Origin of the sequence: Spirillospora albida (assembly GCF_000718255.1) — a bacterium.
GTDB lineage: Bacteria > Actinomycetota > Actinomycetes > Streptosporangiales > Streptosporangiaceae > Spirillospora > Spirillospora albida.
The window spans coordinates 111,621-124,761 of sequence record NZ_JOFJ01000010.1 but is presented as its reverse complement, the minus strand read 5'-3'; the positions used below and the strand labels follow the sequence as shown (position 1 = coordinate 124,761).

The 13,141-nt window shown below is 73.0% G+C and carries 9 protein-coding genes; 8 read left to right on the top strand and 1 reads right to left on the bottom strand.

Annotated features, from left to right (window positions below; translation table 11 throughout):
- Window positions 1–38 precede the first annotated feature (38 nt).
- Together IE99_RS0115260 and IE99_RS30345 are read left to right on the top strand one after the other, a co-directional pair.
- Window positions 39–713, top strand: coding sequence for a hypothetical protein (locus IE99_RS0115260; RefSeq protein WP_030170196.1), 675 nt, complete (start codon window positions 39–41; stop codon window positions 711–713).
- 126 nt (window positions 714–839) lie between these two features.
- A complete protein-coding gene (locus IE99_RS30345) occupies window positions 840–2,879 on the top strand; it encodes a chaplin family protein (RefSeq protein ID WP_051712536.1) in 2,040 nt (679 codons plus the stop codon).
- Window positions 2,880–3,040: 161 nt separating this feature from the next.
- On the opposite strand, the gene IE99_RS0115250 is transcribed toward IE99_RS30345, so the two are convergent.
- Complete coding sequence (locus IE99_RS0115250) at window positions 3,041–3,226, bottom strand: DUF5703 family protein (protein ID WP_030170190.1); 186 nt, start codon at window positions 3,224–3,226, stop codon at window positions 3,041–3,043.
- 253 nt (window positions 3,227–3,479) lie between these two features.
- Between IE99_RS0115250 and topA the strand changes: the two genes are divergently transcribed.
- The 6 genes from topA (at window position 3,480) to IE99_RS0115220 (ending at window position 13,092) form a co-directional block, all read left to right on the top strand.
- Window positions 3,480–6,182, top strand: a complete 2,703-nt coding sequence (gene topA / locus IE99_RS0115245; protein ID WP_037559452.1) for a type I DNA topoisomerase — start codon at window positions 3,480–3,482, stop codon at window positions 6,180–6,182.
- A gap of 28 nt (window positions 6,183–6,210) precedes the next feature.
- Window positions 6,211–8,367: a dTMP kinase gene (gene tmk, locus IE99_RS0115240; protein WP_037559451.1), complete on the top strand. Its 2,157-nt coding sequence runs from the start codon at window positions 6,211–6,213 to the stop codon at window positions 8,365–8,367.
- A gap of 36 nt (window positions 8,368–8,403) precedes the next feature.
- A complete protein-coding gene (locus IE99_RS0115235) occupies window positions 8,404–9,552 on the top strand; it encodes a DNA polymerase III subunit delta' (RefSeq protein ID WP_030170181.1) in 1,149 nt (382 codons plus the stop codon).
- A gap of 144 nt (window positions 9,553–9,696) precedes the next feature.
- Complete coding sequence (locus IE99_RS0115230; RefSeq protein ID WP_030170176.1) at window positions 9,697–11,403, top strand: S8 family serine peptidase; 1,707 nt, start codon at window positions 9,697–9,699, stop codon at window positions 11,401–11,403.
- A 68-nt stretch (window positions 11,404–11,471) separates the two neighbouring features.
- On the top strand, window positions 11,472–11,951 hold the full coding sequence (locus IE99_RS0115225) for a low molecular weight protein-tyrosine-phosphatase (RefSeq protein ID WP_030170173.1): 480 nt from the start codon (window positions 11,472–11,474) through the stop codon (window positions 11,949–11,951).
- 115 nt (window positions 11,952–12,066) lie between these two features.
- Window positions 12,067–13,092 carry a TolB-like translocation protein gene (locus IE99_RS0115220; protein WP_245623214.1) on the top strand — a complete coding sequence of 342 codons (1,026 nt, stop codon included), beginning with the start codon at window positions 12,067–12,069 and terminating at the stop codon, window positions 13,090–13,092.
- Window positions 13,093–13,141 lie beyond the last annotated feature (49 nt).

Here is a 13,141-nt window from a genome sequence, read left to right as displayed (position 1 = left end):
CGGCTTGGGCCGTTCCTGGGTAACGGAGGGTCGGTTCGATGGCACACGACGAGGCGCGGATGCGGGCGGTCTCCGTCCGGCTGCGTCACGTCGTGGCCGGACGGTCCGTCCGTCGCCTGCTCGTGCTGGCCGGCCTGGTGGTCGCGGGCTGGCTGATCGGGTGCCTGACCCAGTCGGCGCACGCCGACGAACTGCCTTCCGTTCCCGATTCCGGGCTCGTCACGCGGCTCGACCAGATCACACGGGACGCGCCGGTTCCGGCCATCGCGCCCAGGCCGGAGCCCGAGGCCGTGCGGGCACCGCTCCGCGTCGTTCCGCACCCGCCTCGCGCCCAGGCGCCGGAGACCGTCCGCACGGTCACGGCCGATGCCCCGGCCGTCCGGCGGAAAGCGGCGCAGCGGCCCGTCCGGGCGCGTGACCGGCACATCGAGATCGAGAACCGGACCGAGGCGGGGCGGCAACGGCCGGCCACGGCGCAGGTTCCGGAACCCGTCCGGCACCACGGGCATGACACGCCCGCGCCCCTTCCGGCGCCCGCCTCGGACGGCTCTTCGTCGGCGGTGACCCTCGCCCCCTTCGGCGGGCCCATCGGGTTGCCCGATGACCAGCCCTGGGCCTTGCGACGGCCACGGGCATCGTCTGTGCGCCTTGTCGGGGTCCAGGCCCCCGCCGTCCGCACGGCAGCGGACGAGCCCTCCTTCGCGCCCGACTAGATCGCGAGCTCCGTGGCCCCGCCCGAGCGGCTCGGGCCGGGCGCGGAGCGTCCCCCACGAGATCGACGCGCCGCCGTGCGCGCGTCTCGTCCTGCCTGATCACCACATCTCCCCGAATGGAGCATCATGCGCAGCACGTCACGTGCCGCGGTGCTCGCCGCGAGCTTTGTCGCTCTCGGCGTCTCCGCGGTCCCCGCCAACGCCTTCGCCGGGATCACCGGCGACGGCCCCGGCATCCTCAGCGGCCAGAACACCTTCGGTGAGCGCGGCGTCGCGTCCGGCAACCAGATCAGCGCCCCCATCTCCCTGCCCGTGAACGTCTGCGGGAACGCGGTCGGCGTCGCCGGGACCGCCGTCGCGGGCTGCGAGGGCGGCGCGAAGGTCAAGGGCGGCAGCGGCGGTACCGGCCAGAGCACGTCCGGAAAGCGCGGCGTCGCGTCCGGCAACCAGGTGGACGCCCCCGCCTCCGTCCCCGTGAACATCTGTGGGAACGCCGTGGGCGCCGTCGGCACGGCCGCCGCCGGCTGCGAGGGCGGCGGAAAGGTCGAGGGCGGCGGTTTCAGCGGCGCCCGCGGCGGGCAGCGGACGGACGGGTCCGGGGGCGTCGCGTCCGGCAACCAGATCAACGCGCCCATCTCCCTGCCCATGAACATCTGCGGGAACGCCGTGGGCGTCATCGGCACGGCCGCCGCCGGCTGCGAGGGCGGCGGAAAGGTCAAGAACGGCGGCCCCACCGGCACCGGCCAGCGCACCTCCGGGGTCGCCGGCATCGGCGCCGGCAACCAGGTCAACGCGCCCGTCAGCGCCCCCATCGACCTCTGCGGCAACGCGGTCGGCAACGCCGCCGCGGGCTGCGAGGGCGGCGCGTCCGTCCGCAACGGAGGTCACCGCAGCGGGAAGCAGGTCACGGACGGCACCGCCGGTGTCCTCGCCGGCAACCAGGCGAACGCGCCGATCAGCATCCCGATCACCGCCTGCGGGAACGCGGCGGCCGTCCTGGGCGCGGCGACCGGCCTCTGCGAGGGCGGCGCGGACGTGCGCAGCGGCTCCGGCGCCGGGCAGGCGTCCGGCGCCGCCGGTGTGGGCGCCGGGAACCAGGCGAACGGCCCCACCCCCGGTGAGGCCCCGTCCCACCTGCACAACACCCTCAACGCCCTGGGCCAGCCCGTCACGGCGTACCCGGCCGCCCCTGAGGCCCCGCTGTCGCTGCACCCGCGGCACTTCGACGCGGCGGACGCGGCCCTGCGGAACGTGGGCGAGGCTCCGATGGCGCAGTCCCTCCCCGAGCCGGCCGCCGAGGCCCCGCACAAGGCTGGTGCGGAGCTCCCGCAGGTGGGTGACGTTCCGGCGGTGAGGGGTCTGCCGCGCACGGGTGCGGTGTCGCGGACGGGTGGTGCGGAGGCGGTGGTGGTGCCGCTGTCTCTGCCGGTGGAGCCGCAGGCGGGTGCCCGTGAGTCGGGTGCGGGCCTGCCGCACGTGGGTGATGTGCCTGCGGTGAGGGGTCTGCCGCGTACGGGTGCGGTGTCGCGGAGCGGGTCGGCGCCGCGCGTGATGACGGGCTCGTTCACGCGGCTCGGGGACGACGCCGGGAGGCCGGCGATCGGTGGGCTGCCCGCCGTGGGCGGGCTGCCGCGCGTCGACGGAGTGGGCGAGATGGTGGTGCCGCTGTCGCTGCCCGTTCGCGGGACGTCGGGGCTGCCGCAGGCGGGCGGCCTGCCGTCGGCCACGGGGCTGCCGCGCACGGGGACGGTCTCGCGCACCGTCACGCCGGCCGCTCGCGTGCCGGGCGTGGTGCTGTCGCCCGTGGCCGACGGCGGGCGCCACGGGACGGACGCGCCCGTGGCTCGCGGCGGGCGGACGCCCAAGGTCCCCGGGCAGGAGCTCCCGGCCGGGCCGCTGCCCGCCGAGCCGGGCGCGCCGGCCGTCGGCGGGGCGGGGGCGGAGCTGCCGCTCGTCGGCGGAAAGGCCGAGGCCCCGCGCACGGACGTCGGCGTGCCGGTGGCCGTGGCGCCCGGGGCAGGGGACCTGCGGCCGGTCTCGGCGCCGCAGTCGCTCGCGTCCGCGACCCGGACGGGGACGGTCTGGGCCGTGGGGCTGGCGGGCGTGCTGGCCTGCGTCACCGGTGCTCTGGCGCTGACCCGGCGGATGGTGCTCGGCCGCCGCTGACAGAGACCACGGCCCGCGTGGAGGCGGGCCGGACGAGACGCTTTGCCCGTCCCGGAGGCGCGGTCCGGGGCGGGCAAAGCCCATGTTCGGGGAATATGATTACGGGACGTCGCGCACGCGGTACATAGTGCTACCATCCGGGCGGAACGTGAGCCGGTGCGTCAGAACGTGCGGACCTGGCGGATGACCTTGCGGCGGAGCTGGACGTGGCGGCGCCCGTCCGGGTAAAGCCGCAGGCGGTCGATCTCCCAGCCGCCGCGTTCCGCGTGCTCGGTGAGGATCTGCCGGGCGGTGTCACGCGTGGTGCCGCGCGGCAGGGAGAGTATGAGGTAGGTGTACTCCACCATCGCCGACCATTATGGCGTGGTGGGCGCGGGGTTGGGCAGCCTACGGAGGCGACCCGTTCCGCACGGCCCCCGGCGGCATGTCATCCTGTCGGAGGCGCGCGGCGGTGAGAGTTGCGCACGTCTTTCGGGGCGGGGTGAGGATCATGGTGGCGGGGATCCTCGGGCATGAACGCGTCGCGATGCGGCGTTGTACGGATTCTGTGTAAGAAGAAAGCCTGTGCAGGAAGACCAAGACAGCGAGGTTGGAGCGACTGTGCCAGCCAAGAACGGCACCGCGAAGGGTGCCCAGGGCGGGGGCGCCGGTACCCGCCTGGTGATCGTGGAGTCGCCTGCGAAGGCGAAGACGATCGCGGGTTACCTCGGCCGTGGCTACATCGTGGAGTCCAGTATCGGCCATATCCGGGATCTTCCCGGGAGTGCCTCCGAGGTGCCGGCCAAGTACAAGGGCGAGTCGTGGGCGAAGCTCGGCGTGAACGTCGAGCATGACTTCGAGCCGCTGTACGTGGTCAACACGGACAAGAAGCAGCAGGTCGCCAAGCTGAAGAAGCTCCTCGCCGAGGCCGACGAGCTCTTCCTCGCGACGGACGAGGACCGGGAGGGCGAGGCGATCGCCTGGCACCTCCAGGACGTCCTGAAGCCGACGGTGCCGGTGCACCGGATGGTCTTCAACGAGATCACGAAGGACGCGATCCAGCGCGCCGCCGCGAATCCGCGGGAGCTGAACATGCGGCTCGTGGACGCGCAGGAGACGCGCCGGATCCTGGACCGCCTCTACGGGTACGAGGTCAGTCCCGTCCTGTGGAAGAAGGTCATGCCGCGGCTGTCGGCGGGCCGGGTCCAGTCGGTCGCGACGCGGCTGGTGGTGGAGCGGGAGCGGGAGCGGATCGCGTTCGTCCCGGCCCATTACTGGGACATCGCCGCCGAATTCGACACGGGGCGGCCCGACGCGGGCCCGACGGTGTTCAAGGCCGGGCTGGTGTCCGTGGACGGCAGGCGCGTCGCGCAGGGCCGCGACTTCGCGTCCGACGGCCGGTTGAAGACGAAGGACGCCCTGCACCTGGACGAGGAGGCGGCGCGCGCCCTGGCCGGGCGCCTGCGGGACCGGCCGTACTCGGTCAAGTCGGTCGAGCGGAAGCCGTACGAGCGCAAGCCGTACCCCCCGTTCCGGACGACCACGCTTCAGCAGGAGGCCAGCCGCAAGCTGGGCTTCTCCGCGAAGTACACGATGTCGGTGGCGCAGAAGCTGTACGAGAACGGCTTCATCACCTACATGCGGACCGACTCGATCACGCTGTCGGAGACGGCGATCACGGCGGCGCGGCGGCAGGCGGCGTCGCTGTTCGGCGCGGAGTACGTCCCGGACAAGCCGCGCGTCTACCAGTCGAAGGTGAAGAACGCGCAGGAGGCCCACGAGGCGATCCGCCCGGCGGGGGAGAGCTTCCGGACCCCGGGCGAGACGGGCCTGTCCGGCGACCAGTTCCGGCTCTACGAGCTGATCTGGAAGCGGACGATCGCGTCGCAGATGAAGAACGCCGTGGGGCAGTCGGTCTCCATCCGGGTGACGGGCGTCTCGACGCAGGACGAGACGGCCGAGTTCGGCGCGACCGGCAAGACGATCACGTTCCACGGGTTCCTGAAGGCGTACGTCGAGAGCGCGGACGACCCGGCCACCGACCGGGACGACCAGGAGCGGCGCCTGCCGAACCTGGGCGAGAACGACGCGCTGACCGCGAGCGGCGTGGAGGCGGAGGGCCATTCGACCCGCCCGCCGGCCCGCTACACCGAGGCGAGCCTGGTCAAGGAGCTCGAAGAGCGCGAGATCGGACGGCCGTCGACGTACGCGTCGATCATCGGGACGATCCTCGACCGCGGGTACGTGTTCAAGAAGGGCACGGCGCTGGTCCCGTCGTTCCTGGCGTTCGCCGTGGTGAACCTCATGGAGCAGCACTTCGGGAACCTCGTCGACTACGACTTCACGGCCCACATGGAAGACGGGCTGGACGAGATCGCGCGGGGCGAGGCCGAGCGCATCCAGTGGCTGTCCCGGTTCTACTTCGGCGACAACGGCGAAGAGGGGCTGAAGGAACTCACCCAGGACATCGGCGACATCGACGCCAAGGGGATCAGCTCGTTCCCGGTGCGGGGCACCGACATCATGGTGCGGGTCGGCAAGTACGGGCCGTACCTCGATCGTGACGGCGAGCGGGTCAACATCCCCGAGGACATCGCGCCGGACGAGCTGACCGCCGAGAAGGCGGAGGAGCTGTTCGCGCAGCCGTCCGGTGACAGGGAACTGGGGACCGACCCGGTGACGGGCCACACGATCGTGGCCAAGTCGGGGCGGTTCGGCCCGTACGTCACGGAGATCCTCCCCGAGTCCCCGGCTCCGGCCGAGGGCGAGAAGAAGAAGCGGACGAAGAAGGCCGACGCGGTGAAGCCCCGCACCGGGTCGCTGTTCAAGACGATGTCGCTGGACACGATCACGCTGGACGACGCGCTGAAGCTGCTGTCGCTGCCGCGCACGCTCGGCGAGCTGGACGGCGAGCCGGTGACGGCGCAGAACGGGCGGTTCGGCCCGTACATCAAGCGGGGCACCGACAGCCGGTCGCTGGCGTCCGAGGACGATCTCTTCACGGTGACGCTGGAGCAGGCGAAGGAGCTGTTCGCGCAGCCGAAGCAGCGGGGCCGCGGCCGGGCCGCGGCGGCGCCGCCGCTGCGGGAGCTGGGCGACGATCCGGCGAGCAAGAAGCCCGTGGTGGTGAAGGAGGGGCGGTTCGGCCCGTACGTGACGGACGGCGAGACGAACGCGAGCCTGCGCAAGGGCGACGAGGTCGAGTCGATCACCATTCAGCGCGCGGCGGAGCTGCTCGCGGAGCGGCGGGAGAAGGTCGCCGCGGGGGGCGGGAAGAAGAAGACGACGACCCGCCGTCGAACCTCCGCCAAGTCGGGCTCCTAAGGACATCCACGCCGATACCCTGACCGACATGACCAGACCGGACGCCACCCGGCCGCACCCCGCAGCGGTCCCGCCGGGCGTTTCGTCGAGTTCGATGCCGAGGCCGTTCCGGCGGCTTCGCCTGGCCCTGTCGCTGTCGAGTCTCGGGCAGTGGCTGTGCGTCCCCGCGCTGACCGCCATGGCCGCCGTCCTGGCCCGGGACGAGGACGTGACACCGGAGCTGTCCGGGGTGGTGCTGGACGAGCCGGGCGTGCAGGCGGCCGGGCTGGTGCTGGTGGCGCTGCTGCTGCCGCCGGTCCTGCTGGCGCCGGTGGGCGCCGCGCTCGCCGCCCGGCTGGACCGGCGGGCGGTGCTGCTCGCCGCCGACGCGCTCCGGGCCGCGCTGGTGGTGAGCGTCCCGCTGGTGAGCATGACGGTGTGGACGGTCGCCGTCGCGTTCCTCGTCGGCTGCCTGCCCCTGCTGTGGACTCCGGCCGCCCGTTCCGCCCTCCTGGCGGCCCTCCCCGGCGGCCCCGACGGGCCGGACGGGAGTGGTGCGCCCACGCAGCCGAACGCCGCGCGGGGGAACGGCGCCGCCGTCCCCGTCGTGGACGGACCGAAGGCCGTGGGGCGCGTCCTGTTCGTCCCGGCGGCGTTCGCCGCGGTGCTGTTCGCGCTGATCGCCGTGATCGCGGGGGCTGGGTTCGGCGCGGACGACCAGGTCGACGCCGCGCTCTACGTGACCGCGGTCGTGTTCCTGCTGTCGGCCGCCGCGACGGCCGCGCAGGGTGAGCTTCGCGGGTCCGAGGTCGCCGCGGTCCCGGCGCCGCTGACGCTGTTCTTCCGCGGGCCCGGGACGGGCGCGGGCCGCGGGCTCGGCCTCGCGGCGGGCGGCGCGGCCCTCACCGTCGCCGCGGTCGTCGCGGTCGCCCGGGTCCACACCGGCACTCTCGGCGGGGGTAACGCCGGATATGGGGCGGTCCTCGCCTGCCTCGCGGTCGGTCTGGGGTTCGGCCTGTTCCTCGGCCCCCGCGTCCTCGGCCCGTTCAGCCGCCGCCGCCTCCTCGGCCTCGCGGTGATCGCGGCGGGCCTCGCGCTGATCGTTGCGTCGCTCGTCCAGAACCTTCCCGTCGCCGCGTTCACCACGGCGTTCGTCGGCCTGGCCGCCGGCGCCGCGTGGTCGGCGGCCTCCGCGTCCGTCCGGGGCGGGGGAGAGGCCGCCGGGAGCGGGCGCCCGCTCGCCTACCTGCGGTCCGTCGCGCTGATCATCGCGTTGGCCGCCGTCGCCGCGGCGCCGCCGTTCGCGGCGCTCCTCGGCACCCGCCGGCTGGCGGGTTCGTACCACTTCGCCGGGACGGGCGCCGCACTGCTGATCGCGGGCCTGCTCGCGCTGCTCGCGGGGCTCGTGGCGTTCCGGCGCCTGGACGACCGGCGCGGCATCCCGCTCGGCCTCGATCTCGCCGCCGCGCTGCGCGGCGAGGTGTACACGCCGCCGCGGCCCGCCGCCGTGCCGGAGCAGCCCGTCCGGCGGAACCGGGGCGTGTTCATCGCGTTCGAGGGCGGCGAGGGCGCGGGCAAGACGACCCAGGCGCGGCTGGCCGCGATCTGGCTCCGCGACCACGGCTACGACGTCGTCACGACGCACGAGCCCGGCGCCACCAAGATCGGCATGCGGCTGCGCGCGATGCTGCTGGACCGCGACACCACCGGCCTGTCCGACCGCGCCGAGACCCTGCTGTACGCCGCCGACCGGGCCGATCACGTCGCCAACGTGGTCGGTCCCGCGATGGAGCGCGGCGCGATCGTCGTCAGCGACCGCTATGTCGACTCCTCCCTCGCCTACCAGGGGTACGGGCGGGGCCAGCGGGTCGGCGACATCGCCCGCCTGAACGCCTGGGCGACCGGCGGGCTGGTCCCCGACCTGACCGTGCTGCTGGAGGTGCCGCCGGAGACGGGGCTGCGCCGCCTGTCCGCGCCGGCCGACCGCATCGAGTCCGAACCGGCGGAGTTCCACGAGCGCGTCCGCGCCGGGTTCCGGGCGCTCGCCGAGGCCGACCCCGGCCGCTACCTGATCCTGGACGCGAGCCGTCCGCAGGGCGAGCTCAGCCGCGAGATCCAGTACCGGATCCGGGAGATCCTGCCCGACCCCGTTCCGGTGGGCACGGAGGACGCCACCAGCACGTTCCCCGCGATCAAGGATTTCTGAGCGGGCCGGTTCCGCGCAGGCAATAGCCTGGTCGGCATGAGCGTGTGGGATGACCTGGTGGGGCAGGGGCCGGTTGTCGCGCAGCTGTCGGCCGCCGCCCAGATGTCCGGTGCGGGCGGCCGGCCGGCGCACGCGTGGCTGTTCACCGGTCCGCCGGGCGCGGGTCGCGTCACGGCGGCGCGCGCGTTCGCGGCGGCGCTGCAGTGCCTCGAGACGCCGCGCGGCTGCGGGCATTGCGCGTCCTGCCACCAGGTCCTCCAGGGGACGCACGCGGACGTGGAGGTCGTCCGTCCGCAGGGGCTGTCGTACGGGGTCAAGGAGGCGCGCGGGCTGGTGCTGCGGGCCTCGTCCGCGCCGACCGGGAGCCGCTGGCACATCGTGCTGTTCGAGGAGGCCGACCGGGCCACGGAGGGCGCCGCGAACGCGCTGCTGAAGTCGATCGAGGAGCCCCCCGCGCGGACGATCTGGCTGCTGTGCACGCCGTCGCCGGAGGACCTCCTCGTGACGATCCGGTCGCGCTGCCGTCCCGCGATGCTGCAGACGCCGCCCGCCGACGCCATCGCGGACATGCTCGTCCTGCGGGAGGGCGTCGATCCGGAGACCGCCGCGGTGGCCGCGCGGGCGGCGCAGGGGCACATCGACCGGGCGCGCCGGCTCGCGACGGATCCGCAGGTGCGCCGGACGCGGGACGAGGTCATGGGGCTGCCGCGCCGGCTGACGGGGGTGAGCCCGGCGGTCATGGCGGCGGAGACGCTGGTGAAGGCGGCCGAGGCGGAGCAGAAGGCGCGGACGTCCGAGCTGGACGAGGCGGAGACTTCCGCGCTGCGCAAGGCGCTGGGGGAGAGCGAGAAGGGCCGGATGCCGCGGGGGACGGCGGGGGCCCTCAAGGAGCTGGAGGAGCGGCAGAAGTCGCGCGCGAAGCGGATCATGCGCGACTCCCTGGACCGGACGCTGCTCGACCTCGCTTCCTACTACCGGGACGTGCTGGCGCTGCAGCTCGGGGCGGGCGGCGAACTGGTCAACGTCGATCTCGCGCCGGAGCTGCGGACGGCGGCGGGGGCGGGCCGTCCGGAGGAAACGCTCCGGCGCCTGGACGCGATCATGAAGTGCCGGGAGCGGATCGCGGCGAACGTTCACCCGCAGCTGGCGTTCGAGGAACTCAACCTTGCCCTGAGAACGGGATGAACTCGGCGAAGTCGGGCACCCTTACAAGAGCTGGACTCATTCGTTACATAGCCGTACACCTCTCTCAATAACGACACCCGTACCGTCTCCCCCACCAGGTCCGTACACCGGGCCGGCTCCCCCACGACAGACCAGGAGGTCTGCATGCGGCGCGCCTTGATCTCGGTCGCGTGTGCCGTCGTCACCACGACGGCACTCGTGTCCCCAGCGGCAGCGGCTCCGACCAGAACACAGGAGAAGGGAGACGTCTCCGAATACGTCGTCCTCTACAAGGAGGGCGTCTCATCAGACAAGGCCCGAGCCGCGGTGAAGGCCGCGGGAGGGACGGTCGTCCGCGAGAACCGTGACGTGGGCGTCGCGACCGTCCGGTCCGGGAACCCGCAGTTCACGCAGGCGGCGATGACGCACCGCGCGCTCGAGGGCGTCGCGCACAACAGGATCATCGGGCAGGCCCCGAAGACCTCCAAGCGCGCCGCGGCCTCCGTGGAGCGGACGGTCGGAGCGCAGGGCAAGGTCCGCGCGCTCGGCAAGCCCACGAAGGGCGAGGAACCCCTCGCCGAGCTCCAGTGGGACATGAAGCAGATCCACGCCACGAACAGCGGCTCCTACAAGAAGGAGCCCGGCGACCGGCGGGTCCTCGTCGGCGTCCTCGACACGGGCGTGGACGGCGACCACCCCGACATCAAGCCGAACTTCAACCGGAAGCTCAGCCGGAACTTCACCACCGACATCCCGACCGACGCCGACGGCAACGAGGTCGACGGCCCCTGCGAGTTCACGTCCTGCGTCGACCCCAACGACTGGGACGACAACGACCACGGCACGCACGTCGCGTCCACGATCGCGTCGCCCCGCAACGGGCTCGGCATGGCGGGCGTCGCGCCCAACGTGTCGATCGTGAACCTGCGCGTCGGGCAGGACTCCGGCTACTTCTTCCTGCAGCCGACCGTGGACGGCCTCACCTACGCCGCGCGGACCGGCATCGACGTCGTCAACATGTCGTACTACATCGACCCGTGGCTGTTCAACTGCGCGTCCAACCCGGCCGACGGGCCCGAGGACCAGCTCGAGCAGCGCACCATCGTCAAGGCGACGCAGCGGGCGCTCGACTTCGCGCAGAAGCGGGGCGTCACGCTGGTCGCGGCGGCCGGCAACGAGCGCATCGACTACACCAAGACGAACACCGACGGCTCCAGCCCGGACTTCCCGTCCGTGCCGGGGGAGAAGCCGCGCGAGCGGACCGTCCCCGCCGAGTGCGTGTCGATGCCGTCCGAGGGCAACCACGTCATCCCGGTCTCGTCGACCGGACCGTCCGGGCGCAAGTCGTACTTCAGCAGCTACGGCAACGGGTACGTCGCGGTCGCGGCGCCCGGCGGCGACAAGGTCGACGGTCCCGACGGCAAGCCGGACGACCGGCGCGGCATCTGGGCCGCCTACCCCGAGCGGCTCGCCAAGGAGCGCGGTGAGCTGAACGACGACGGCACCCCGAAGACGTCGAACATCATCCGCAGCTGCGCCAACGGCAAGTGCGGCTACTACCAGTCGATCCAGGGCACGTCGATGGCGGCCCCGCACGCGGTCGGCGTCGCGGCACTGATCGTCAGCAAGTACGGGCGCGAGGACCGGTCCGGCGGGCTGACCGCCGACCCGCGCTTCGTCGAGGCGATGCTGCGCGGCACCGCCACGGCGAAGCCGTGCCCGAGCCCCGCCGCGTACGAGTACGTCTGGTACGCCCTGGTCGACGGCGAGTGGCAGAAGCGCACGTCGACGCAGACGTGCGAGGGGTCGAAGGGCCGCAACGGCTTCTTCGGCAGCGGCATCGTGGACGCGCTGAACGCCGTCCGCCGCTAGAACCGCGTCTGGAGCGGCCCCCGGCACCGGCCGGGGGCCGTTTCCGGCTTCTCGGGCATCATGGAGGCATGCCGTACCGAGTCACGTTCGTCTGCACGGGCAACATCTGCCGCTCCCCGATGGCGGAGTGGATCCTGCGCCACCACGTCGCGGAAGAGGGCCTGGACGTCGAGGTCGACAGCTCCGGTACGGGCGGCTGGCATGTCGGGGACGGTGCCGACGAGCGGACCGTCGCGGCCCTCGACCGGGCGGGCTACCGGTCGGCGCACACCGCCCGCCAGTTCGAGGCGTCGTGGTTCGCCCGCTACGACCTGATCATCGCGCTGGACACGGGCCACCTGCGCGCCCTCCGGTCGATGGCGCCGGACGAGGCGTCGCGCGACAAGGTGCGCCTGCTGCGCGAGTTCGACCCGTCCGCCGCCGGCGACCTCGACGTCCCGGACCCCTACTACGGGGGCCGCGCCGACTTCGACACCGTCCTGGAGATGGTGGAGGCCACGATGCCCGGCCTCCTGGACGAGATCCGCAAGGACCTCAAGGGCGCCTGACCGCCCGGCGGGGGTCCTTCGCCGGGATACGCGGTGGTTACTCCGCAATTTTGATAGAAACTACGGGTCGGCGAACGCGTACGAGCAGCGGAGAGGCGGGTGCGGGGCGAGGCCCATGGGCAGAAGGCAGAAGGACCCGGCTCCAGGTTCGTGGGTGGTGGAGGTGCGCAAGCGCGCCGTCCCGCTGAGCATGGCGGCGGGGGCGGCCCTGTTCGTCGCCGCCGGGCTGGACGTGGTGCACCGCCACCAGAGCGCGAGCGACGAGAAGTACGCCGCGGCCAAGCCGGCGGCGAAGAGCGAGAGCACCCCGCCGCGGTTCGTGGTCGGTGTCCGCAAGGCCGGTGACGGCCTGGTCGTCCGGGACGTCCGCGAGGGCGAGGACGTGGGGCTCGCGGTCGCCGCGCCCGCCGGCCGCCGCTTCCACCAGGTGGCCCCCGCCAAGGGCGGTTCGTACGTCGTCGCGTCGTACGCCTCCCGGACGGTCGAGTTCCAGCGGCTCCGGCTGGAGAAGAGCGGGCGCCCGAAGGCCCTGGAGAACCTCCCGAAGGCCACCGTTCCCGGCATCTCCACCTCCTTCTCCGACCTCGCCGTGAGCCCGGACGGCGACCGCATCGCCTACGTCACCTACCGGGGCAACGCGGGCCGCATCGACGTGGTCTCGACGTCCACGGGAACCCGCAAGGTGTGGACGGCGGCGTCTCCCGCTCACATCAACAGCCTGTCATGGGCCGGTGACACTCTGGCGTTCGTCTGGCATCCGCTCCGCATGGTCGCCGGGAAGGTGACCGAGGTCCGCCACCAGGTCCGCACCCTCGACACGAAGGGCCAGGGCGGCGACCTGAAGATGAGCAAGGCCGTCCTGACCCTGCCGAAGGGCGGTACCACCGCCGTCCTGGCCCGCGACGGCCGGACGCTCGTCGCCGGAATCGTCCAGAACGGGCAGCTGTCGCTGCAGGCTTTCACGGTCGCCACGGGCAGGCCCGCGAACGCCCTGTGGAAGCAGAAGGTGTCCGGATCCGTCACGCGCCTCGGCACCGACAGGACGGGCAGGCACTTCCTGGCCACCGCGTCCGACGGCCGCCTGCACGCGCAGGACGTCCCGCCGGTGACCGGAGTGGATCTCGCAGACGCCGCCTGGTGACTTCCGCTTAGAGTGAGGGGACAGAACCGGGCGAACGGAGCGAGACCGT